A 21,523-nucleotide genomic window follows, 5' to 3' on the forward strand; every position below is an offset into this window, starting at 1 on the left:
AGAAAAGGGCTTGAGAAACGGCGCTGAAGGCCCGCGCCGCGCGCCCGGCCCCGGCTGCGGGAACGGCGCCGGCCGCCCGCCCCCGGAGGGACGGACGGCCGGCGTGCGGTGCGGGCGGGGCGTCAGCTCCGGTCGTACGTACCGACCAGGTCGACGATCAGGTCGGTCGGCTCCCAGCCCAGGTTCCAGATGTCGACGTACCGCGCGTTCCTGATGTCCGCCTGGACCAGGTTGGAAACGGTGGCACCCTTGGTCCAGTTCAGGACCGAGGAGTCCGGCGGAGTCGGCCGGGCGCCGCCCTGGTCGGTCGGATCCGGAGCGACCGCGAGGTGGCCGCTGCCCTGCGGGTTGGTCACCGTCGTGTTCAGGACGAGGGCTTCGAGCGCCCGGTCGGACGTCCAGACCCCTTCACGGTCGTAGCTCCGGCCGGCGAGCGGCGACCAGGGCCGGGTGTCGACCAGTCGCCGGGGCTCCTCCGGCAGGTAGGCGGCCTTGCCGTCGGTGCCGTAGTAGCCGGTGACGTCCACGACCACGTCCGCTCCGGCCCAGGCACCGTTGCGGATGCCGATCCGGCCGTCGGGGCCGACCGGCACGATCACCGCGTTGGCGACCGTCTGTCCGGTGGTGAAGTTCAGGTTCGAGGTGGCCGACGGCTGCTCGCCGCTCGGGAACACGGTCAGGTGGCCGGGGCCCTTCGGATCGGTGACCGTGACGTTGAGCGCGACGGCCGCGACGCCCTGGGCCGGAAGCCCGCCCTGGCCGGCGACCTGCACGGTGAAGGTGCTCTGCCCGGCGGCCTGCCCCTGGGCCGTGCCCCGACCCTCGCGGGTGTCGGCGATCCGGGACGGCTTCACGGAGGTGTACCCGTTGGCCGCGGACTTGGTGAAGTAGCCCGTCACGTCGGCGATCAGGTCCGTCGGGGCGCCGCTGCGGTTGGCCAGCTCGACGTACCCGTCCGCGCCGACCGGCACGATCGCCAGGGTCGGCACGGTCTGCCCGGCCGTGAAGTTCACGTTCGAGGTGGTCGGCTGCTTGGTGCCGGAGGCGTACGCGATGACGTGACCGTCCGCCGTGGTGTTGGTGGCGGTGATGTTCAGCGCCACCGACGTCACCCCCGCCGGGATGTCGCCGTTGCCGGCGACCTTCACCCGGGTCGTGGCGTACGGGGCGACCGCTCCGGCGGCCGGGGCCCCGGTGCCGTCGCGGGTGTCCAGCAGCCGGGTGGGCGAGTGCGGGGTGAACTCGGTGCCGTCCAGGACCACCTCTTTGACGGTGACGACGGTCAGCTTGTTGAGCAGCTCGGTCGCCGTGATCGTGATCTTGTGGGTCCCGACCTCGGCGAAGGTGTGGTCGAGGAACCGCACCTCCTTGAGGAGGCCGACCTCGGAGGAGGTACTGCCGTCACCCCAGTCGACCTTGTAGTCGACGGCCCCCTCGGTCAGGTCGCTGCTGACGCCGACCGCCATCCCCATGCTGTGCGCGTTCCGGTTGGACTCACCGGTGAAGACCTGGAAGTACGGCTGCTCGGCCGCCGCACCCGGCGCAGCGGCCCGGGCGCCGGTCCTGGCCTTGGCGGCCTCGGCGTTCCCCGCGGCGATGTCCTTCGCCACGGCGTCCCTCGCGGCCTTCTCGGCGGCGGCATCCTCGGCCGTCCGCGCGGAGGCGCCCGCCGAGGGGGCGCCCTGCCCGGCGCCTTCGGCCGGGGCGGTGGTGCTCGCGGCCCCGCCGGGACCGGCCGACGGGCTCGCCGCCTGCGCCGTGGCGGGTACGAAGCCGACGACTGCCGCGACGACGGCAGCGGAGATCATGACACGGTGACGGTACACCGGCCCCCCAATTCCTGTTCCTGAACTCGTTCAAAAGTCCTTGATCGGAGAGCCTACATCCCCGAACGTTCGCACGCTGCGGAATATTTCCGGCCGCCCCGGGGTAGCGGCAGGAGAGCTTCGAGGAGAACAGCCGGGGCCCGGAGCGCAGGCCACGGTCCGTCAGGACGGGCGCCGGGTCACCTCACGCCGGGTCAGCCGGCAACCCCCGGCACCACCAGCCCGGACTCGTACGCGATCACCACCGCGTGGGTCCGGTTCTGCGCGCCGAGCTTGGTCAGCACGTTCCCGACGTGCGTCTTGACCGTCTCCAGGCTCACCACGAGCGACCCCGCGATCTCCGGGTTGGACAGGCCGGTGGCCATCAACCGCAGCACCTCCTCCTCCCGCCCGGTCAGCGCCGCCTGCGGCAACGCCTGGGCGGAGCCCAGCGGCCGGGCGGCGACCATCCGGCGCAGGGCCGCGGGGAAGAGGATCGCCTCCCCGGCCGCCACCACCCGCACCGCCTCCGCGATCTCCCGGACCGGACGCCGCTTGAGTACGAACCCGCTGGCCCCCGCGCTGAGCGCGGCGGTGACGTAGTCGTCGTTCTCGAAGGTGGTGATCACCACGACCCTCGGCGGGTCGGCCGACTCGGCCAGCAGCTGCCGGGTGGCGTCGATCCCGTTGCGACGGGGCATCCGCACATCCATCAGCACCACGTCCGGCCGCAGCCGCAGCGCCTGCTCGACCGCCTCGACACCGTCGGCGGCCTCCCCGACCACCGCGATCCCCGGCTGCGCCGCGAGCAGGGTGCGCAGACCGCTGCGGGTCACCTCGTCGTCGTCCGCGATCACGAGCGTGACGGCGCTGCCGGTCGGGCCGGCGGAAGGGTCAGCGGGGTCGGCGGGGTCGGCGGCGGGGTCGGCCACGGCGGCTGCGCTCGCGTCGGCGCCGGTCAGGAGGGTTGCGCTCACGTCAGAGCCGATCATGCGGGCAAGCGTACCGGCAGCCGAACCGACAGCCGCCAGTGCTGCTCCCCGTGCGGGCCGGCCTCGAACTCGCCGTTCAGCAGCCGTACCCGCTCGGCCAGTCCGGTCAGGCCGTGCCCGGACGTCGGGAAGGCCCCGTTGGCCGGGTCCGCGCCCGTGCCGGTCCGGTTGACCACGCTGAGTTCCAGCCCGTCCGGGACGGCCGCCACCCGGAGCCCGATCGGCCCGCCCGCCCCGTGCCGCAGCGCGTTCGTCAGCCCCTCCTGGAGGATCCGGTACGCCGCCCGGGAGAGCGTCCCCTGTACCTGCGCCAACTCGCCCGACAGCTCCGGCTCCACCACCGCGCCCGCGTGCCCCAACCGGTCCAGCAGCTCGGGCAGGTCGGCCAGGGTCCGGGTCGGCGCCGTCCCCGCCTTCTCCTCGCGCAGTACACCCAGCACGTAGTCCAGGTCCTCCAGCGCGGCCCGGGTCGACTCCTCGATGCTGCGCATGGCGGCCCGCGCCGCCACCGGGTCGGCGGAGAGGACCTCGCCCGCCACCGCCGCCTGGATCGTGGCGGCCGTCAGGGTGTGTCCGATCGAGTCGTGCAACTCGTGGGCCAGTCGGTTGCGTTCGGCCAGCAGCAGCTCCCGCTCGGCCGCCAGTACGAGCCGCTCGGCCGCCGAGGGGCCCAGCAGCCGTGGCGCCGACCACCGCAGGATGTTCGCCACCGTCACAAACACCGCCACCGCCAGCAGCACGCAGCCGACCGCCGCCACCCAGCTCCAGCCGCCCGCGGCCTGCACCGACCAGCCGAACAGGATCACCTTCGCCTCGGAGCCGGTCCAGCCGCCCGGCATGGCCAGGCCCGCCGCGATCAGCACACCGCCCACCAGGCCGCCCGCCCACCCCAGCGCCACGTGCAGCAGCAGCCAGAGCGGAGTCCGCCAGCGGTCGGCGCCGGCCGGCCCGCCGGGGGCCGGTGCGGTGTCGGGAGAGCCCGCGGGCCGACGGGCGGCCACCGGATCCGGCAACGGCACCCGCAGCAGCCGACGGGCGGACACGATCAGTACCCGCCGCGTGGTGCGGGCCAGCCCGACCACACCGACCAGTACCGCCCAGAGCAGCAGGACCAGCGCGAGCTGCACCCCCTCCGGAGCGGACTGCCACGCCAGCGCCGGCAGCAGCGCGAAGGGCAGCAGCGGGAGGCTCGCCAACGCGCCGCAGAAGGCGAACAGGACGCCCGTGTACGTGGAGCCGCGCAGCAGCGGCTGGATTCCCTTGATCATGATCACGAGTATGGCGGGGCAGCTCGGCGGCGGCCTCCCCCGATCGGGGGAGCCTGATCTCCCGACTTCCCGCGATGTGCGCCCGAGACCCTCGTGACGCGGGACCGGGGCCTGCCCCGATGCCACCGGGGAGCCTTCGTCCCTCGTCGGGGTGCGTCGCGCCGGTGGAGGCTGTTGGCTGGTAGGTGACCGGTATGCCGCTACTGAGCAAGGGGAACGGACATGGCTGTGGCTGTGGTGATGTCGATGCGCTGGGCCGGGGTCACGCCGGAGCAGTACAACGCGGTGCGGGACGCCGTCGACTGGGAGGAGATCCCGTCGGCGGGCGGTCAGGTCCATGTGGCCTGGTTCGACGACCAGGGCCTGTGCGTGACCGACGTGTGGGAGTCCCCGCAGGCCTTCGAGGCGTTCCTCGCCCAGCGGCTGACACCGGCGGTCGAGAAGGCCGGCATCGCCGGCACCCCCGAGGTCTCCTTCTCCCCGCTCCACCGGCGGTTCGTCGCGCCCGGCGTCAGCGGCGCCGAGTAGCCCGGTCTCCTGACCGGGGGCGTCCTCGCGGGCCGCGCCGAGGCCATGGGCCTGTCTTTCGGATGACGTCGAGCAGCTCGACGTGATCCGCGAGACAGGCCCTTCTGGTACCAGCGGCACGCCGACACGCGTCAGCGGCGCCGCGAACTCCTCGCCCGGCGGCGCGTACACCAGCACCACCGCACCGGACTCCCGTAACGCCACCGCCGGCCCTGCCGGCGGTTCGACGTCCCCGCGAGACCCTTGTCGCCCCCTGCGGCCGGACGGCGGCGAGCTGAAACGGCGACCCGCCGCATGCGGCGGCCCGGACCTCGCCGGATTGCCCAACTCCCGCTGTGGTACAGACCATTGACGGTTCACGGGGGCGGCGTCTACGGTTCCGGTACCGACCTGGCGCAGGCATGCCAATCGACTCGGCGGCCAGGCCGTCCCGTCGATGCGGGCGGATCGGCGCACCCCCACGCGCCGCCTGCGTCGGGCGCACTCTCCATCCACCCCCACGGAGGAGCATCATGCGTAGACGCCACATCATCGGTGCCGTGCTGGCCGCGGCCGCGGCCGTCCCGCTCGTGACGGCCGGGCCGGCCCAGTCGCACGGCTTCATCAACCTCCCGCCGAGCCGCTCGGCGCTCTGCGGCGCGGGCGTCGTCACCAACTGCGGTGACATCCAGTGGGAACCCCAGAGCGTCGAGGGCCCCAAGGGCTTCCCGGCCAAGGGACCCGCCGACGGAACCATCTGCGCGGGCGCCGACGCGCGATGGGCGCCGCTGGACAACCCGCGCAGCGGCAAGTGGCCGACCACCAAGGTGACGGGTGGTCAACAGCTCACCTTCACCTGGGAGATCGAGGCCAGGCACTCGACGACGAACTTCCGGTACTTCCTCACCAGGCCCGGCTACGACGCGACCCAGAAGATCACCCGGGCCGCCCTCGACCTCACCCCGTTCCTGACCGTCCCCTACAACGGCCGCCAGCCCGCCGCCACCACCACCCACACCGCCACCCTCCCCACCGGCCGCACCGGGCACCACGTGGTCGTCGCGGTCTGGGACGTCGCCGACACCGCGAACGCCTTCTACTCCTGCACGGACGTCCAGTTCTGACCCGTACCGCAGCCATGGCCCGCCCCGCACTGCGGGGCGGGCCCCCGCGCGGCCGGGGGCTCAGGACTCCGGGCGAGCGCGGTGGGCCGGGTGGGCCGGAAGGGCCGGCCACACCGAGCGCGGGCCGAGCACCCCGGCGCCGAGGGCGGTGACGCGGGCGCGCAGGCCGCGGTCCGCGGTGACGACCCGGCAGTCCCGTCGGGGCCCGGCGGCCAGGGCCTCCGCGACCAGTTCGACGATCCGGTCGTCCCCCGAGCCGGGGGCGGCGACGACCCGGACACCCGGCACCGCCGTCACTCCGCGGGCCGCGCCCTCCACGACCAGCACCACCTCCACCGGTCCGGGCTCCGGCAGGGAACGTGCCGCGTCCCGGTGGGCCGGTCCGTATCGGGCGACGGCGACCAGTGCGTCGCGCAGCCGCTCGGCCGCCCCCCGGCGGTCCCGCCACCAGCCGTCGGGCACCGAGCCCACCACGTTGGCGGCGTCCACCACCAGCAGCGGCACCCGCTCGTCCGTCCCACCCGCATCGCGTTCGCTCATGGCCCGCAAGCCTGCCACGCGGAGTCCCGCTTCCGACCCTCAAGCGGCCCTGGGGGCGGAGACGTTCGGGGTGGGCGCGGGCGCCCACCCCGGACAACCGTCGGCGGTCAGCAGGTGTAGGAGATCGCCGAGTCGTAACTGGTGCCGCGCGCCGGGTTGTTGAAGTACACGGCGTACATGCCGAACCGGACGCCGTTGCCCCCGACGTAGGTGTACTGCAGGTACTGGTCGTACGAGCCGTACTGGGCCTGGTTCCAGTAGTGCGCCGGGCAGCCCTTGCCGCCGAGCGAGACCGGCCCCGGGGGGAGGGCGGCAGCCGTGGCCGACCCGGTGAAGCCGAGGAGCAGTGCTCCGCCGACCGCTGCGGTGGCAGCGGCCTTCACGATCTTGCGCCTGGTTCCTTGCCTTTCGACTGACGAAGGATCACAGAACGTGCGAGATGCGGCCGGCGGGGCCCCGCGAGCGTCGCCGATCCTGCTGCCTCGGGCCGCCCCCGTCAATGGTCTGGACCAAAGTGGCCCAGGCGGTGCACGCCGCCAAGCCGGTGGGCGACGACTGGCAGTGGCCTTCTCGTCCTTCCGCAACCGGATGCCGGGTGCGGGATGCCGGGTGCGGGCGGGTGGGCCGGGGCGGGGATCTGAACCGGTGGGGGGTGCGGGGCCGTCGAGGGAGTGCGGGGTCGGCTGTCCCGCGGACGGGGAGGGCTTGGGAGGGTGGCTGTGCTGCGAATGAGCGGGCCGTGGCGGATCACGGTCATCGGGAAGGACGCCGTCTTCGATCAGCGGGCGGTGGTTCGGGCCTCGTACGGGACCGCTGTGCTGGCGGGTCGGGTGGGGGAGTTCCTGGACGTCCGGGAGGACGAGTGGGAGCTGGAGTTGGAGCACAGCTGGAACGGGCGCTGGTGTCCCAACATCCGGATGCGGCTGGGCCCGGTCGAGTGCCTCGGTTCGGGGGAGCGCACGCAGGTGATCCGGAGCAAGGACGCCGACTGGACCGGCGGCGACCCGGAGCATCCGAACCTCGTCCTGCGCCTGTACTCGCTGGCGGCGGTCGGCTTCGAGGCGACTCCCGCCGCCGCCGCGGCGACGGCGGGAGTGGGGGTGACGGCGGCCGTTCGCGCCAGTGTGCCGATGACGGCGTCGACGCCCGCCGGGCAGGGCATCCCGGTGGCGACGCAGAGCATCCGCACCAGCTCCGGTCCGGCGACGACCGAAGGGGCACCTGCGACCGGCGGGGCACCCGGGATCGCGGCGGTGCCCGGGGCCGCGTCCGCTTCGTGGCGGTCTCAGGCCTGACGGGCCGCCTTGGCCCGGTACTTGAGGCCGAGCAGCGCGCCCGGGAGGCCGTGCGGCACCAGCCAGGAGACGTCCTCGCGGTCCACCGCGTCGAACCGGTACTTGTACGGCTCGGTGCCGCGCAGGAAGTCGAAGGTGGCGAGGCCCTGGTCGGCGGCGGCCCGGATCGCCTCGGCGATCACGGCCGTGCCGAGCCGCAGCGGCGCCAGCGACTGGTCCCAGCCGATCTGGTAGTAGGCGAAGGTGTTCCGCCACCGGAACCCGTAGAGCACGCCGACCACCTCGCCGGCCCGCTCGGCGACCAGGAAGGCCGGGCCCTCGCCCCGGCCGGTCGCGGCGGCCCGCTGGATCAGCCGGACGTGCAGCGGTGCGCGGGCCGCGTCGAAGGTGGTCGGCAGGCCGAGGGCGGCCCGACGCTCCCGGTGCAGCCGGAGCGCGGCGTGCAACAGTTCGATCCGCTCGGGGAGTTCGCGCTCTCCAACGGCCGGTGCCACCCAGCGGAAGGTGACCCCGTCGGCCGCCAGTTTGCGGCCGTAGCGGCGCAGGTCGGCCCGGAACTGCCGGGAGCCGAGCGCCTCCGGGCCGGCCCGGAGGTCGGCGCGCGGGCACGGGGTGCGGCCGGTCTCGACCGCGCCGGGCGGCAGCAGTTGGCGCTGCCCCGGGTCGAGGTCGGTGAGCAGCAGGGTCGCCCGCCGGGCCCGGCGGTGCAGCCAGTCGGCGACCTCGGCCCGGCGCTCCGGTGCGGCGGTGAAGCCGCAGTGGTCGGCGGCGCCGGGGCCGGAGCCGAGCACGGTCAGGCAGGGGACGGCCAGTGGCGCGCGCGGGTGGAGGCGGCGCCAGGTGCGCAGCAGCGGGACGACGGCCGAGACCCGGCCGTCCGCCTCGCGCCAGACCGTGATCTCGCCGCCGCGCTGCTTCGCGCCGAGCGTCTCCCACCAGGCGAGGATCCACTCGGGCGTGCCGAACCAGGAGCCGTCCGGGTCGCCGGCAGCCAACTCCCGCCAGCCGTCCAGGATGTCGGCCGGTAGTGCGGCGGTCCGGTAGCGGACGGGCCCGACCGCCCGGACCGTCGTCTCGACAGGTGCCATCCCCAACCCCCAGTGTCTCGCCGCCCGGTGTCCCCAAGACCCGGGTGTCCCCAAGACCCGGGTGTCCCTACGACCCGGGTATCCCCAAGGCCCGGGTGTCGCGCGGCCCCCGGTGTCTCTCAGGCCCCGCCGCGCAGTCGGTGCACGGCCGGATGGAGCCCGGAGAGAATTGTGTCGAACCTGTCCCGGCTGGTGGTGGAGTTCACCCGAAGCCGGCTGACCTGCAGCGGGCGGTGCGGCAGCAGGCGGTCGTGCCGGTGGTCGAACAGGAAGCCGACGCGGTAGCCGAGTTGGCGCAGGACGGCGTCCGCGCGCGGGTCGGTGTTGCCGTTGGGGTAGGCGAAGGCGGTGGGTTCCTCGCCGTCGAGCCAACCGGTGAGCGAGTGGTGGGCGCGGGTGATCTCGTCCCGGACGGTGTCGTCGTCGCAGTGGTCCAGGCAGGGGTGGCCCGCAGTGTGGTTGCCGATCGCGACGCCGGACCGGTGGAGGCCCAACAGGTCGTGCCGGGTGAGCTGTTCCTGCCGGGGCGCCTGGGCACGGGCACTCTCCCGCAGCTCGGCGAGGGCGGTGCGGCGGTCCTGGTCGGGCAGGGACTTCATCCTGCGCACCACCGCGCTGGGGGCGTAGCCGGCCAGGGCGCGCGCGGTGCCGCCGTGGGCGGCCAGGAACGCGGCCTCGGACCACCAGAACGGGCGGTCGCCGTCGATGAGTTCGGTCACCACGAAGGCCGCGGCGGGGATGCCGAGCCGGGTGAGGACGGGCAGCCCCTCGGTCAGTACGGTGCGGTCGCCGTCGTCGAAGGTGACCAGCACGCTGCGCGGCGGCAGCGGGCGCCCGGAGCGGACGGCCTGCTCGACCCGGGCCAGGGTGACCGGGCGGGCGAGTCGGACCAGGCAGGCCATCTGGAGTGCGAAGGTCTGCGGGTCGTCCACGCCGTGGTAGGCCAGCACGGCGAGGCGGCGGGTGGCCGCGAGCCGGAACAGCGGCTGGAGCGGCGAGTTGCGCAGAACGGCGTCGACGGTGGAGCGCCGTCCGGAGAGCCGCGCGGCCGCCGAAGTGCCCCGGCCGGCGCCCCCGGTGCCGGTGGGTCTGACGCCGGTGGGCCCGGCGTCATCCGTGGCGCGGGCGGTGGTCCCGGCGGTTGGGCCGCCGACGGCCCCGGTCGAACGCGTGCTCCCGTCGGGCATCGACACGCTCCCCCTTCCTCCACGTGTGCGCTGCGGTGGTCGGGGCGGAGCACGGTGCGGGGCAGGATCCGCCGATCGGCGCACGCGTGCCCGGTGGGCGGCCCGCCCCGCTCCACGAATTGCCAAGATAGTGCAAAGTCCCATGCTCCGAGGAGGGTTGCGCAGGCCGATCGGGTTCCGGCGGGGAGGTTGGCGCATTGTCGGCGCGCCCTTGGCCTGAGTGTGGGCTGGGAGCTTTCCGAGCGGCTGCCGGTGGTGCCGGGTGGCGGCGGACGCGGGTGGCCGCGTGATGCGGAACGGGGAGCGTGGTGGCGGGGTGCACTGAAAGGGAGAGGGGCTGACGCCCGGGCGGGGGGGGGGGCCGGGGGGGGCCCCCCCCCCCCCCCCCGGGGGGGGGGGGCGGCGCCCCCCCGCCCCCGGGGGGGGGGGGGGCGGGGGGGGGGGGGGGGGGGGCGGGGGGGGCGCCCCGGGGGCCCCCCCCGGGGGAGGGGGCGCGCAGGGCCCCGGTCCGTGGTGGGTGCGGCTCAGCGGTGTGGTCAGAACGGGCCGGTGCAGCTGGTGACCCGCTGGGCGGCGTCCTGGGCGGGGCCGCCGGTGGCGCAGACCATGGTGAGTTCGTTGGTGACCACGCGCGGCGTCACCGCCTTGGCGAACCCGGTCTGCAGGGTGGTCGCGGAGGCGACCGTCACCCAGGGGCTGCCCCAGGCGCGCTGGGTCTTCACCTCGACCTGAACCAGCGTCAGCTGCGCCGGGTGGGCGGGCGAGACCTGGGCGACGCCGACGACGCCTCCTCCGCCGTCCTTCTGCTGCCAGACGCACGGGTGGTTGACCACGGCGGTACAGCTCACTCCACCGGCCTCGCCTGCGGCCGTAGTCGCCGAGGCCGGTCCGGCCGTGGCCGCTGCGATCCCTGCCACCGCGACGATCAGGGCTGCGATCCGAGCGCGCATGATATGAACCTCCTTGGAAAGAAAGGGAATCTCACTCCGTGGGATGAGTCTTGCACACATTGTGAGCATGCCATATGTGGGCTGCATCACACTCAAGGTGACGGTTCAACTACATTCCGCAACTTCTTTGAATGCTGTTCAACGAGGTGTTCAGGAGGTTGCCGAGGGGGATCCGCGGCCCCGTCCTCGCCCAACTCCACCGGGGTGGGGGCGTGTTCACGTGACGTCCGGGGCGCACCCGCAGCGCCGTCACTCGTGCGGGTGGCGGACCGGCGCGAAGTCGTTCGGGCCGGTAGCATCGTCGCGACTCACGGAGGTGGCTGCGTGGACACGGTCATCGTTCAACTGCCCGAATCCTGCCCGGAATCCGCCTCCGGCGGTCGGCCGGCACTGCTGCGGATGGGCCCTGGAGAGGCCGCGCTGTTCGGTCGCGGCGAGCCCGGTCGGCCCGTCGCCATCCCGCTTGCCGACCAGGGCGTCTCGCGCCGGGCCGGCGAGGTCACCGCGGCCGAGGACTACTGGCGGCTCTCCAACTTCAGTACCACCGCCACGTATGTGGTGGAGAACCTGGAGGGCGCGGGCGAGCACGTGAAGGTGGCGCCCGGCCGGCTCGGCGCTCCGGTGCCCTTCGAGTTCTCCCGGGTGCTGCTGCCGGCCCTCGGCGAACCGGCCGCGTTCAAGGTCTTCGCGCCCCAGCACGCCTACCTCGACGGCGAGTCGGGCGGAGGCGGCGGGGAGCGTACGGTCAGCCCGTTCGCGCTCGATCCCACCTCCAAGTACTTCCTCGTGCTGCTCGCCCTGTGCGAACCGAGGCTGCGCTCGCCCTCCGCCGCCGCGGTGCCGGGCGCCACCGACGTGGTGGCCCGGCTGCGGGGCCTGCCCTCCTGCCGGGGGCTCACCCGCTCGGCCGTCAACTACCACATCGACTACCTGGTGGTCGCCAAGCTCCGGCTGCGCGAGAGCGTGGACGAGGACCCGGCAGCGGGCGCCCGGGCGGGTGGCAAGCGGGAGGAACTCGTGGCGCTGGCACTGAGGTTCGACCTGGTGCGGGAGGAGCACCTGGCGCTGCTCCCGCCCCGGCGTGGCGGCTGACCCGCGGTGGACCCCGACAGCCGCCACCCGGACGGTCTCCACCCGGCGAAGCCGAGCCCGGAGAAGTCAGGCCCCGAGAGGCCCGGCCCCGAAACGCCCACCCCCGACGCCACCGAACCGCCGTCCGACATCCCGGTCGGCTACCCCGTGGCGGGCTACCGCATCGGTGAGCTCATCGGCAGCGGCGCCTGGGGCAGCGTCCACGCCGCCAGCGGACCGGGCCAACCCCCGGACGCCGCCGTCAAGTTCCTCAGCCCCGCCCGGCTCAGCCCCGGCCAGCGCCGCACCATGACCGAGATCGCCCGCAGCGAGACGCGCTTCAGCCGCCGGGCCGACCACCCCCACCTCATCCGCACCCTCGCCGTCGTCACCATCGACGACCCCGCCCATCCCCGACTCGACGGCGCCGTCGCCCTGGTGATGGAGCGCGCCGCCCGCAGCCTCCAGGACGTCCTGGACGCGGCCCGGCCCGGCAGGCCCGTCCCCGGGGCCGAACGCGTCCTCGCCGAGGTCTGCGCGGGCCTCACCCACATGCACACCGGCGGCTGGGTGCACGGTGACCTCAAGCCCGCCAACATCCTGCTGATGCCCGACGGCACCGCCAAGCTGGCCGACTTCGGCCTCACCGCCGAACTGGAGGGCACCCACGCCTACGCCCCGCCGCTCGGCTCGCCCGACCACGTCCCGCCCGAGTGGTGGTCCCAGCGCACCGGCGCCCGCGGCATGGCCCTGCGCCCCAGCGCCGACATCTGGGCCTTCGGCGTCCTGGCCCACCAGGCGCTCACCGGCGGGCTGCACCCCTTCCTCGGCGCGACCGCACGGGCCCGCTCGCTCGCCGCCCAGGCCTATGCGCGGGGCGCGGCGCCGCTGCGGTTGGACGACGCCCTGCCCGCGTCGTGGCGGGCGGTGGTGACGGCCTGTCTCGCCGCCGACCGCGAGGCGCGCGGCCGGGTCGACCTCGCCGCCCTGGTGGCCGGGACCGCCCTGCCGACCGCGACTGCTCTACCTACCGGGACCGCCGCGGAGACGCGGCGCGGCCCATCGCGGGAGACCGGCCCGCGTCCGGCGCGCCGGGGCGGCCTGCTGGCCGGGGCCAGTGGCCTGGCCGCGGCGGCTGCGGCGCTGCTCGCCGTCGCCGGTGGCCCGGAGCCGACCCCCGCCGCCCGGCCCGCCCCCGGGCCGGTGCAGTCCGCCTCGGCCCGGCCCGCGCCCGTCCCGGCCGGCGCGATCCCGGCGGGCGCCGACGTCCCCGTCGCACTGCGCGGTCCGATCGAGGACGCCGCCCGCCGCTGCCCCGAGCCGGAGATCACCCCGGTGCTGCTGGCCGCCATGCTGAAGGCCGAGAGCGGCTTCGACCCGAAGGCCGCCCACCCAGAGTCCGGCGAGTACGGCATCGCGATGTGGACGCCCGCCGTCTTCAACGCCTGGGCGCAGGACGGCGACCACGACGGTGTCAAGGACTACCTGGATCCGGCGGACGCGATCGCGTCGATGGGCAACTACGTCTGCTGGCTCGATCAGCAGTTCAAGCGCCGGGGCCTGACCGGCGACCTGTCCGCCCTCGTCACGGCCGGCTACCGGACCAGCGACAAGACCGTCGCTGACACCGGCGGCGTACCCGAGCGGGTGAAGGCGCACGTCGCCAAGGTGCTCGGATACCTCGCCGAGTACGGCGGCTGACCAGCGCGGTTGCCGGCTGCGGAGGCTATGCGGCCGGTCACATCCGCGGCGGCCCCGGTGGCGTCGCCCGGTCGCGCGGGGGCCGGTCTGCGATGCTCGGCCGCATGTTCACGAAGCTCCGCGCGGCCGCCGTACAGTGGACCGCCGTCGTCCCGGTGGTGGCCTTCGTCCTCCTCGTCCTGACCTGGCACCGCGACCTGCCCGGCTGGGTGGTGGGGCTGGTGTCCTGCTTCCTGGCCGGTGCGGTGCTCGCCGCCGTGCACCACGCCGAGGTGATCGCCCACCGGGTGGGGGAGCCGTTCGGCTCGCTGCTGCTCGCGGTCGCGGTGACCGTCATCGAGGTGGCGCTGATCGTGACGCTGATGGCCGACGGCGGGGACAAGGCCGCGACCCTCGCCCGGGACACCGTGTTCGCCGCCGTGATGATCACCTGCAACGGCATCCTGGGCCTGTCCATCCTGGTCGCCGCGTTCAAGTACAGGGTGGCGGTGTTCAACGCCGAGGGCACCGGCGCGGCCCTGGCCTGCATCGGCACCCTGGCCACGCTCAGCCTGGTGCTGCCGACCTTCACCACCAGCTCGCCGGGCCCGCAGTTCTCCTCCACCCAGCTGGTCTTCGCGGCAACCGCGTCGATCGTGCTGTACGGGCTGTTCGTGGCCACGCTGACCGTCCGGCACCGGGACTACTTCCTGCCGGTCACCCCGGATGGCAAGGTGCTGGACGAGGACCATGCCGATCCGCCGACCGCCCGGGCGGCCTGGACCAGCCTGGTGCTGCTCGCCGTCGCGCTGGTCGCGGTGGTGGGGCTGGCCAAGAGCGTCTCGCCGACCATCGAGTCCGCCGTCTACTCGGCCGGCCTGCCGTCCTCGGTGGTCGGTGTGGTGATCGCCCTGCTGGTGCTGCTCCCCGAGACCATCGCGGCGCTGCGGGCGGCCCTGCGCAACCGGGTGCAGACCAGCCTCAACCTCGCGCTCGGTTCGGCGCTGGCGAGCATCGGGCTGACCATCCCGGCGGTCGCGGTGGCCTCGGCCTGGCTGTCCGGCCCGCTGGTGCTCGGCCTCGGCCCGAGCCACCTGGTCCTGCTTTCGCTGACCATCGCGGTCGGCACGCTGACGGTCATCCCGCGCCGGGCGACCCCGCTGCAGGGCGCGGTGCACCTGGCGATCCTGGCGGCCTACGTGGTACTCGCGGTGAACCCCTGAGTTGTCCGGATTTCGACCCGTACAAGCGGATTGTCCGACCGGATCAAAGCCGCAATCCGGTCATCCGGGCGGCGCGTGAGGGGCACTGACCGCCGGTCGAGGAGCGGCCGCCGGACGCCCCGCGGGGCACCCGGCGGCCGCTGCGCCCCGGCAGGGTGCGAGGATGGCCCGGACCGCCCCCGACGGCGGACCTCCGCCGACCGGCCGCCCCCACTACCCCGGGGCGGCCCGATCTGGGCACACGGCGACGAGGTCCGCGCTCCGTACCCCGGCAGCCTTCCCGGTGTGGCGCCTCCCTGCCCTCACTCCCTCGCACCGCGAAGAAGACGCACCGTGACGCACCGCTCCCTCATGCCCGCACACACCCCCAGACCCGGTAGCACCAGACCCGGTAGCACCAGACCCGGCAGCGCCATCCCCGACGCCCCCGGACCCGGCACCCCCGCGCCCGGGCGTCCCCGCAGCGCCCCCGCACCCCTGCGCACCGCCGCCGTGCTCGCCGGCGGCGGCCTGCTGCTCTCCGGCTGCGCCGGCGCCCCCGCAGTCCAGGCCGGCAGCCAGGCCGACCTGCGCGCCCGGATCCCCAAGGCGGTCAAGGCCGCCGGGGTCCTCCGGATCGGCTCCTACCTCAACTACGTCCCGGTCGACTTCAAGGACCCGAACGGCGCCCCCGCCGGGCTGGATCCCGAGCTCGCCACCGCCATCGGCAACTACCTCGGCCTGCGGGTCGAGTTCGCGGACATGGCGTTCGACAAGCTGATTCCGGCCGTCCAGTCCAAGCAGCTCGACCTGGTGATGTCGGCCGTCATCGACACCAAGCAGCGCCAGCTCGGCGCCGCCGACGACGGCCACCAGATCGACCCGGGGGTGGACTTCATCGACTACTTCCTGACCGGCACCTCGATGGTGGTCAAGACCGGCAACCCGCTGAACCTCAGCACCCTGGACAGCCTCTGCGGGCACGCCGTGGCCGTCCAGCGCGGCACCATCCAGGACGAGCAGGCCGGCCGCCAGAGCACGGCCTGCCTGCGGATCGGCAAACCGCTGCAGATCCGCCAGTTCGAGGACGACGACCAGGCGCTCGCGGAGGTCGCCGCCGGGACGGCGGTCGCCGACCTCAACGACTACCCGGTGGCCCAGTACAACACCGTGCAGCCGCAGCGCGGCGGCCGGTTCCAGCTGGCCAGCACCCACTTCCTGCAGTCCGGCCCGTACGGCATCACGGTGGCCAAGGACAACACCCAGCTGCGGGACGTGGTCGCCAAGGCCCTGGACCAGGTGATCCGCGGCGGGGAGTACGACAAGATCCTCACCAAGTGGAACGTCCGGCCGGGCGGCGTCTCCAGCGCGGTGGTCAACGGCGGTCTCTGACCGGTCCGCGCCGCCCGGACCGGATCAGGACGGATCGTGGCGACCCGACCCGACCCGTGCCGCGGCGGCCCGCGCCGTGCGGCCCGCCCCGGTGGCCGGTATTGACCGGCCATCGGGGCGGGCCCGCGTGTCGGAGCGTGAGCCGGGCCGTCGCTGTCCCTATCGTCTGAGACCGCTGGGACCGTCGCGACCGTCGGGACCGCCCGACTCCAGCCGGGTCCAGCCGAGTCCGCAGCCGATCAGACCCCTGGAGTGCGCGATGCCCGGCCCCGAGCAGCAGTTGACCGTTGGCGGTGGCCCCGGCCGCCTGGAGGACGGCGCCGACGTGATCGTGGTCGGCGCGGGCCCGGCGGGCTCCACCGCCGCGTACCACCTGGCCCGCACCGGGCTCGACGTGCTGCTGCTGGAGAAGTCCGCCTTCCCCCGCGAGAAGGTCTGCGGCGACGGTCTGACCCCGCGCGTCGTCAAGCAGCTGACGGACATGGGCGTCGACGTCTCCGAGGAGGCGGGCTGGCTGCACAACCGGGGGCTGCGGCTGGTCAGCGGCCGCCACCGGCTGGAGCTGGACTGGCCGGAGCTGTCCGCCTACCCCGGCTTCGGGCTGGTCCGGCGCCGCGCGGACTTCGACGAGCTGCTCGCCCGCCGGGCCGAGGCGGCCGGCGCCCGACTGATCGAACGGGCCAATGTGGCAGGCCCGTTGGTGGACGAGCGGAGCGGGCGGATCATCGGAGTGACGGCCCGCCTCGGCGACGGCAAGCGGCCCGTCGAGTACCGCGCCCCGCTGGTGGTCGCCGCGGACGGCAACTCCACCCGGCTGTCACTGGCGATGAAGCGCTACCGCCGCACCGACCGCGCGATGGGCGTGGCCTACCGGACGTACTTCACCACGCCGCGCCACGACGACCGCTACCTGGAGGCCTGGCTCGACCTGCGCGACCCCGTGAACCCGGAGCGGCGCGTGATGCCCGGCTACGCCTGGGTGTTCGGGATGGGCGACGGCACCGCCAACATCGGTCTCGGCGTGCTCGACACCGCCGCCGTCGCGGGCGAGCTCGACTGGCGGGAACTGCTGCGCAGTTGGTGCGCCGGCCTGCCGCCCGAGTACGGCTACACCCCCGAGGCGGTCACCGAACCCGTCCGCGGCTCCGCGCTGCCGATGGGCCTCAACCGCCGGCCCCACTACGCGGACGGCCTGCTGCTGGTCGGCGACGCGGGCGGCACCGTCAGCCCCGCGACCGGCGAGGGCATCGCGTACGCGATGGAGTCCGGCCGTTACGCCGCCGAGACGATCGTCCAGGCGCTGGCCCGCCGCACCGACCGCGGCCGCGAACTCGCCCTGCACGCCTACCCGCAGGCGCTGCGCTCGGCCTACGACGGCTACTTCGCACTCGGGCGCCTCGCCGCCCGGGTGCTCGCCCGGCCCCGCCTGCTCGGCCCGGCCGGCGCGCTGGGCCTGAGCAGCCCCGCCCTGCTCCGGGCCGTCTTCCGGCTGATGGTCAACCTGACCGAGCCCAACTCCCGCGACGCCCTCGACCGGCTGCTGCACGCCCTCGGCAAGGTGGCCCCCAGCGGCCGGTGACGCCGACCGACCGTCCCCACCCGCGGGGGCCGGCGGCGCGGAGCCGGGCCACGGGGCTCGAACCGCAGCCCGGCTCCGTCCGCACGCCCGCGCGACCCTCCAGCGTGCACGCCCCAGGGGGCCATCCGTGCGCGGGTTGGCCGAAAGGCGAGATTTGGCCGACCCTACGGGCCAGCCGTGTTGACGAAGGATCAGCTGATCCGCTTGCCTAGGTGGCGACCTGGACACGGAGGGTGACGGATCATCCTCCGGCCGCCCCGACCCCGATACGACGGAGACACATCGTGCGCCTTCGCCTTCGCCTGCTCGTCGCGCCACTCGCCGCGGCCGTCGCCCTGATCGCCCCGAGCCTGCCGGCCTCCGCCGCCGACGCGGCCGCCACCGCCGCCACGGCCACCCCCTCAGACGAGTGCTCGACCGCCGACTACCAAGGCGACGCGCGGCTCGGCCCCGAGGACCTGCCGACCACCGGCCGGGTCGGCCGCGAACTGATCGGCTACCAGCGCACCGGCAGCCTCTCCACCGACCAGTTCCTCGCCACCTACTACAGCCCCACCGCCAACAACGGCGCCCCCGGCTGGATCTATCCGCCGGCCAACGGCTACGTCACGCTGCCGGACGGCACTCCGATCGAGTTCGAGATCACCCTCTACCCGAACCAGAACATCGACCGCTACGGCAGCGAGTACGGCAGCTTCCTCGCGCCCGAGGGCCTGCCCTACGGCACCCGGTCCATCCCGCCGCAGAGCCTGGACAGCAACCCCGCGGCGCCCTGCAACTACCACGACTACAAGGTGCTGAAGCCGTTCAAGGTGCACGCGGGCCCGATCGCCCCGTGGTTCGGCCAGCCCGGCTACGGCCTGCAGTACCAGCTCGACGCGGCCCTGGTGCCGAACGGCCCGGCCCGGCTGAACGTGCTCTGGCTGGTGGACAACGGCTACCTCGCCCGGATCTGATGACGCGTCGGTGGTGACCGGGGCCGGCCCGGTCACCGCCGGCTGCCCCGGCGGGGTGGCGGTGGCCTGCGGAAATTCGCTGGCGCGCGGGTGGTACCCCGGGGTAGGAAAGCCGCATGAACACCGTTGAGCCCACCGTTGAGCAGCGCGCCTTCCGACCGACCACCCTGGACCTGGGCGACGCCGTGCTGCGCCCATGGGGCCCGAGCACGACCGTGCGCGGTGGAGCGGCGGCCGGTATGCTCGCCGCCGCCGCCGACCCGGACATCGCCATGTGGAGTCCGATTCGCGCCACCGACCAGGCCGGGGCCGAGGCGTTCCTGGACCGCCTCGCCGCCGGCTGGGAGAGCGGCAACAGCGCCCCCTTCGCCATCGTGGGTGCCGGGGACGACGAACTGCTCGGCACCGTCGGGCTGCGCTGGGTCGACCGCGCCGACGGCCTGGCCATGATCGGCTACTGGCTGCTCCCCGCCGGCCGCGGGCGCGGCCTCGCCACCCGGGCCACCCGGGCCGTCACCACCTGGGGCATAGCCGAGTCCTGGGTCCGGCGGGTGGAGATCGCCCACGCGGTCGGCAACGAGGCCTCGTGCCGGGTCGCCGAGCGCTGCGGCTACCCCGCCGAGGGCACCCTGCGCGCCTCCCACCGCTTCGGCGACGGCAAGTACCACGCCGAGCACCTGCACGCCCGCCTGGCCGAGGACCCGGAGCCCGCCGACCTGCCCGGCGAGTGACCGACCCGGCGGGAGGCCTGCCCGCCGTGCCCGCCGTGCGACCGGCCCGCCGGGTACCGGGCCCGCCGTTCGCGATCGGGCCCGGCGCAGGTGGTCACCGTGCGTGCCGCCGCCGTGCGGTAAGCGCTACATCGGATCCGCCGACTCTCCGTATCGGGCGGGGGAGGGGGGTCCGGGCCTAACCTGGAAGAGCACGGCCGGTGCACGGCGTGCGGACGGTTGCCGTACGGGTGCGAAGCGGTGCGGCATGTGGGACGAACGCGCTTCGGAAGGCCTTCGGAAGTTCCTCGGAGACGCTCCCGAGGGGCTCCGGAACGGGAGAGGTGGGCCATGACGGTCATCTCGGCGGCACTCTTCGGTACCGACTGGCACCCGGCCCTGCCCGGTTCGGCCGAGTTGCTGCGCGAGTGCGCCGCCCGGGGCTGGACGGTCGTGCTCACCGGACCCGGGCCGGCCGGCGCCCGCGCGCTGACCGTGACCGCCCCCGGAGCCGATCCGCTGAGCGCGGCCCTCAACCTGGTGGACGGCGCCGCGTCCCATGCGGTCTACGTCGCCGGCAGCGTCCGCGAGGTACGGCAGGCCCGCCGGATCGGGGTCCCCTGCGTCGCGGTGGCGGCCGACGGCGCCGCCGGACCGGAGCTGCTGGCGGCGGGCGCGGCCGAGGTGCACCGCGACACCGCCGCCCTGCTGCGCGTGTTGGACGACAGTCTGCTCGCCCGCCCCCGGGCCTTCGGCCCGGCCGCGATGAGCGGTTAGCGCCCGTACCGGGCACATGGCTGCACCGGGCAACCGCCGGGTGCCAGGACGTCACCGGAAGTGTCGGAGGTGGCCGAGATGGACGGACCCGCCTTGAGCGGACGGGAGCGGCGGCTTCTCGAGGAGATCGAGGGTGATCTGCGTCAGGACGCCCGCCTCGACCGGCGGCTGAGCACGATGGGTGCGAAGCGTCCGAGCCGGTTCCGGCGCACGCTGCGCGGCCTGGCCCGCCGCATACCGTCGGGCGTGGTGATGACCGCGCTGGTACTGGCCGCGATCTGCCTCAGTATCGGGGTTCGGACACCCACCGCGCCGGTCCTGACGGCCATCGCGCTGGTGTGGGCGCTCGGGGTGGCCGTCTCGGTCGGCGTCGTCGTCCTGCTGCGCCGCCGTCGTAGGGGCGGAGGCGGGCGCGGCCGGTCCGGCGAGAACCGGCCCGGCGAGAACCGGCCCTGGGACCACCCGGAGGCATGATGACCACCGACCTGTGGGAGTACCGCCCGGGCTCCCACCACGCCGCGGACCTGAGCCTGACCGGCTACGAGGTGGAGGCGACCGACGGCCCGCTCGGCCGGGTGGAACACGACGCCGGCGACCACGTCCTGGTCGAGACCGGCCCCTGGGTGCCGGGGGCCCGGGTGCTCGTCCCCGTTGGGCTGATCTCCCGGATCGACCATCTGGAACTGGTCGTCCACCTGGACTGCCCGCGCGCCAGGATCCGCTCCGCCCCGCCGCCCTCGGCGGTCGAACGGGGCGGCCGCGCCGCACTGGACGCGCACTACCGGCAGTGAGCGCCGTGCCCTGGCCCCGGACCACCCTCACCGGCCTGACCATCGCCTTCCTGGTCGCCCCCGAAGGCGCCGAGCAGGTCGAACTCACCTCCCCCTGGCAGGCCGTGGCCGAGGCGGGGGGCACACCGCGCCTGCTGTCCACCGCACCCGGCCGGGTGCTGGCCTTCCACCACCTCACCCCCGGCGACACCTTCGCCGTGGACCAGCCGGTCGGCGAGGCCGACACCGCCGACTACGACGGCCTGGTCCTCCCCGGCGGCGTCGCGAGCCCCGACCACCTGCGCACCGACCAGGCCGCCGTGGCCTTCGTCCGCGCCTTCTGCGCGTCCGGCCGCCCCGTCGCCGTGATCTGCCACGGCCCCTGGACCCTGATCGAGGCCGACGCCGTCCGCGGCCGCACCCTCACCTCCTGGCCGAGCCTGCGCACCGACCTCCGCAACGCCGGCGCCACCTGGGTCGACGAGGAGGTCCACACCTGCCGGGCCGGCCGCGGAGTGCTCGTCTCCAGCCGCAGGCCCGGCGACCTGCCCGTCTTCAACGACACCTTCGTCACGGAGTTCGCCCACGCGGCGCAGGCCGCGCACCGGTGAGGCACGCGCCCGCGCACCC

22 protein-coding genes are annotated in these 21,523 nt (G+C 74.5%); 14 read left to right on the forward strand and 8 right to left on the reverse strand.

All coding sequences use genetic code 11. The features are described from left to right. Positions 1-122: 122 nt before the first annotated feature. From ACIGZJ_RS23170 to ACIGZJ_RS23180, 3 genes are all read right to left on the reverse strand, one after another. Positions 123-1,808 carry a hypothetical protein gene (locus ACIGZJ_RS23170; RefSeq protein ID WP_396458992.1) on the reverse strand — a complete coding sequence of 562 codons (1,686 nt, stop codon included), beginning with the start codon at positions 1,806-1,808 and terminating at the stop codon, positions 123-125. 212 nt (positions 1,809-2,020) lie between these two features. After that, positions 2,021-2,797, reverse strand: coding sequence for a response regulator (locus ACIGZJ_RS23175; RefSeq protein WP_396458993.1), 777 nt, complete (start codon positions 2,795-2,797; stop codon positions 2,021-2,023). Then, positions 2,794-4,065 carry a sensor histidine kinase gene (locus tag ACIGZJ_RS23180; protein ID WP_396458994.1) on the reverse strand — a complete coding sequence of 424 codons (1,272 nt, stop codon included), beginning with the start codon at positions 4,063-4,065 and terminating at the stop codon, positions 2,794-2,796. The genes ACIGZJ_RS23175 and ACIGZJ_RS23180 overlap by 4 nt, the downstream gene beginning before the upstream one ends. A 222-nt stretch (positions 4,066-4,287) precedes the next feature. Here ACIGZJ_RS23180 and ACIGZJ_RS23185 point away from each other — a divergent pair, with 222 nt between their 5' ends. Together ACIGZJ_RS23185 and ACIGZJ_RS23190 are read left to right on the forward strand one after the other, a co-directional pair. After that, positions 4,288-4,593, forward strand: coding sequence for a hypothetical protein (locus tag ACIGZJ_RS23185; protein WP_396458995.1), 306 nt, complete (start codon positions 4,288-4,290; stop codon positions 4,591-4,593). 512 nt (positions 4,594-5,105) lie between these two features. Then, positions 5,106-5,696 (forward strand): lytic polysaccharide monooxygenase, encoded by a 591-nt coding sequence (locus ACIGZJ_RS23190; protein ID WP_392939299.1) that lies wholly within the window; start codon positions 5,106-5,108, stop codon positions 5,694-5,696. 60 nt (positions 5,697-5,756) lie between these two features. On the opposite strand, the gene ACIGZJ_RS23195 is transcribed toward ACIGZJ_RS23190, so the two are convergent. Together ACIGZJ_RS23195 and ACIGZJ_RS23200 are read right to left on the reverse strand one after the other, a co-directional pair. Next, complete coding sequence (locus ACIGZJ_RS23195; RefSeq protein ID WP_396458996.1) at positions 5,757-6,236, reverse strand: NTP pyrophosphohydrolase; 480 nt, start codon at positions 6,234-6,236, stop codon at positions 5,757-5,759. A gap of 107 nt (positions 6,237-6,343) precedes the next feature. Beyond that, on the reverse strand, positions 6,344-6,619 hold the full coding sequence (locus tag ACIGZJ_RS23200) for a hypothetical protein (RefSeq protein WP_396458997.1): 276 nt from the start codon (positions 6,617-6,619) through the stop codon (positions 6,344-6,346). A 330-nt stretch (positions 6,620-6,949) separates the two neighbouring features. Here ACIGZJ_RS23200 and ACIGZJ_RS23205 point away from each other — a divergent pair, with 330 nt between their 5' ends. Continuing rightward, a complete protein-coding gene (locus ACIGZJ_RS23205) occupies positions 6,950-7,531 on the forward strand; it encodes a hypothetical protein (RefSeq protein ID WP_396458998.1) in 582 nt (193 codons plus the stop codon). On the opposite strand, the gene ACIGZJ_RS23210 is transcribed toward ACIGZJ_RS23205, so the two are convergent. The 3 genes from ACIGZJ_RS23210 to ACIGZJ_RS23220 all read right to left on the reverse strand — a co-directional run bounded on the left by ACIGZJ_RS23210 (position 7,522) and on the right by ACIGZJ_RS23220 (position 10,756). Then, the gene (locus tag ACIGZJ_RS23210; RefSeq protein ID WP_396458999.1) at positions 7,522-8,619 is read right to left on the reverse strand and encodes a GNAT family N-acetyltransferase; all 1,098 of its coding nucleotides are present in this window, start codon (positions 8,617-8,619) and stop codon (positions 7,522-7,524) included. The genes ACIGZJ_RS23205 and ACIGZJ_RS23210 overlap by 10 nt on opposite strands. A 119-nt stretch (positions 8,620-8,738) precedes the next feature. Beyond that, entirely contained in the window at positions 8,739-9,806 is a 1,068-nt protein-coding gene (locus tag ACIGZJ_RS23215; RefSeq protein ID WP_396459000.1) for a polysaccharide deacetylase family protein, read from the reverse strand. A gap of 536 nt (positions 9,807-10,342) precedes the next feature. Beyond that, complete coding sequence (locus ACIGZJ_RS23220) at positions 10,343-10,756, reverse strand: hypothetical protein (protein ID WP_396459001.1); 414 nt, start codon at positions 10,754-10,756, stop codon at positions 10,343-10,345. A gap of 324 nt (positions 10,757-11,080) precedes the next feature. Between ACIGZJ_RS23220 and ACIGZJ_RS23225 the strand changes: the two genes are divergently transcribed. From ACIGZJ_RS23225 to ACIGZJ_RS23275, 11 genes are all read left to right on the forward strand, one after another. Then, the gene (locus ACIGZJ_RS23225; protein ID WP_396459002.1) at positions 11,081-11,848 is read left to right on the forward strand and encodes a serine/threonine protein kinase; all 768 of its coding nucleotides are present in this window, start codon (positions 11,081-11,083) and stop codon (positions 11,846-11,848) included. Positions 11,849-11,854: 6 nt separating this feature from the next. Beyond that, a complete protein-coding gene (locus tag ACIGZJ_RS23230) occupies positions 11,855-13,528 on the forward strand; it encodes a protein kinase (protein ID WP_396459003.1) in 1,674 nt (557 codons plus the stop codon). Positions 13,529-13,632: 104 nt separating this feature from the next. Continuing rightward, positions 13,633-14,730 (forward strand): calcium:proton antiporter, encoded by a 1,098-nt coding sequence (locus tag ACIGZJ_RS23235; protein WP_396459004.1) that lies wholly within the window; start codon positions 13,633-13,635, stop codon positions 14,728-14,730. Positions 14,731-15,063: 333 nt separating this feature from the next. Further along, positions 15,064-16,101: an ABC transporter substrate-binding protein gene (locus tag ACIGZJ_RS23240; protein WP_396459005.1), complete on the forward strand. Its 1,038-nt coding sequence runs from the start codon at positions 15,064-15,066 to the stop codon at positions 16,099-16,101. Between the two features lie 259 nt (positions 16,102-16,360). Continuing rightward, positions 16,361-17,680: a geranylgeranyl reductase family protein gene (locus tag ACIGZJ_RS23245; protein WP_396459006.1), complete on the forward strand. Its 1,320-nt coding sequence runs from the start codon at positions 16,361-16,363 to the stop codon at positions 17,678-17,680. A 284-nt stretch (positions 17,681-17,964) separates the two neighbouring features. Further along, positions 17,965-18,636 carry a TNT domain-containing protein gene (locus ACIGZJ_RS23250; protein ID WP_396459007.1) on the forward strand — a complete coding sequence of 224 codons (672 nt, stop codon included), beginning with the start codon at positions 17,965-17,967 and terminating at the stop codon, positions 18,634-18,636. A gap of 116 nt (positions 18,637-18,752) precedes the next feature. Further along, the gene (locus tag ACIGZJ_RS23255; RefSeq protein ID WP_392939319.1) at positions 18,753-19,367 is read left to right on the forward strand and encodes a GNAT family N-acetyltransferase; all 615 of its coding nucleotides are present in this window, start codon (positions 18,753-18,755) and stop codon (positions 19,365-19,367) included. A 330-nt stretch (positions 19,368-19,697) separates the two neighbouring features. Beyond that, positions 19,698-20,123, forward strand: a complete 426-nt coding sequence (locus tag ACIGZJ_RS23260) for a hypothetical protein (protein ID WP_396459008.1) — start codon at positions 19,698-19,700, stop codon at positions 20,121-20,123. 78 nt (positions 20,124-20,201) lie between these two features. Beyond that, entirely contained in the window at positions 20,202-20,597 is a 396-nt protein-coding gene (locus tag ACIGZJ_RS23265; protein WP_396459009.1) for a hypothetical protein, read from the forward strand. Beyond that, positions 20,594-20,914, forward strand: a complete 321-nt coding sequence (locus ACIGZJ_RS23270; RefSeq protein ID WP_396459010.1) for a PRC-barrel domain containing protein — start codon at positions 20,594-20,596, stop codon at positions 20,912-20,914. The genes ACIGZJ_RS23265 and ACIGZJ_RS23270 overlap by 4 nt, the downstream gene beginning before the upstream one ends. Positions 20,915-20,949: 35 nt before the next feature. After that, positions 20,950-21,504, forward strand: coding sequence for a type 1 glutamine amidotransferase domain-containing protein (locus ACIGZJ_RS23275; RefSeq protein WP_396459031.1), 555 nt, complete (start codon positions 20,950-20,952; stop codon positions 21,502-21,504). Positions 21,505-21,523 lie beyond the last annotated feature (19 nt).

It is taken from the genome of Kitasatospora sp. NPDC052868, from assembly GCF_044547105.1.
GTDB lineage: Bacteria > Actinomycetota > Actinomycetes > Streptomycetales > Streptomycetaceae > Kitasatospora.

Bases quoted from the DNA above. Each gene is read 5' to 3' on its own strand.
- ACIGZJ_RS23170 (WP_396458992.1), bottom strand. From the start codon at position 1,808: ATGATCTCCGCTGCCGTCGTCGCGGCAGTCGTCGGCTTCGTACCCGCC.
- ACIGZJ_RS23175 (WP_396458993.1), bottom strand. From the start codon at position 2,797: ATGATCGGCTCTGACGTGAGCGCAACCCTCCTGACCGGCGCCGACGCG.
- ACIGZJ_RS23180 (WP_396458994.1), bottom strand. From the start codon at position 4,065: ATGATCAAGGGAATCCAGCCGCTGCTGCGCGGCTCCACGTACACGGGC.
- ACIGZJ_RS23185 (WP_396458995.1), top strand. From the start codon at position 4,288: ATGGCTGTGGCTGTGGTGATGTCGATGCGCTGGGCCGGGGTCACGCCG.
- ACIGZJ_RS23190 (WP_392939299.1), top strand. From the start codon at position 5,106: ATGCGTAGACGCCACATCATCGGTGCCGTGCTGGCCGCGGCCGCGGCC.
- ACIGZJ_RS23195 (WP_396458996.1), bottom strand. From the start codon at position 6,236: ATGAGCGAACGCGATGCGGGTGGGACGGACGAGCGGGTGCCGCTGCTG.
- ACIGZJ_RS23210 (WP_396458999.1), bottom strand. From the start codon at position 8,619: ATGGCACCTGTCGAGACGACGGTCCGGGCGGTCGGGCCCGTCCGCTAC.
- ACIGZJ_RS23215 (WP_396459000.1), bottom strand. From the start codon at position 9,806: ATGCCCGACGGGAGCACGCGTTCGACCGGGGCCGTCGGCGGCCCAACC.
- ACIGZJ_RS23220 (WP_396459001.1), bottom strand. From the start codon at position 10,756: ATGCGCGCTCGGATCGCAGCCCTGATCGTCGCGGTGGCAGGGATCGCA.
- ACIGZJ_RS23235 (WP_396459004.1), top strand. From the start codon at position 13,633: ATGTTCACGAAGCTCCGCGCGGCCGCCGTACAGTGGACCGCCGTCGTC.
- ACIGZJ_RS23245 (WP_396459006.1), top strand. From the start codon at position 16,361: ATGCCCGGCCCCGAGCAGCAGTTGACCGTTGGCGGTGGCCCCGGCCGC.
- ACIGZJ_RS23255 (WP_392939319.1), top strand. From the start codon at position 18,753: ATGAACACCGTTGAGCCCACCGTTGAGCAGCGCGCCTTCCGACCGACC.
- ACIGZJ_RS23260 (WP_396459008.1), top strand. From the start codon at position 19,698: ATGACGGTCATCTCGGCGGCACTCTTCGGTACCGACTGGCACCCGGCC.
- ACIGZJ_RS23265 (WP_396459009.1), top strand. From the start codon at position 20,202: ATGGACGGACCCGCCTTGAGCGGACGGGAGCGGCGGCTTCTCGAGGAG.
- ACIGZJ_RS23270 (WP_396459010.1), top strand. From the start codon at position 20,594: ATGATGACCACCGACCTGTGGGAGTACCGCCCGGGCTCCCACCACGCC.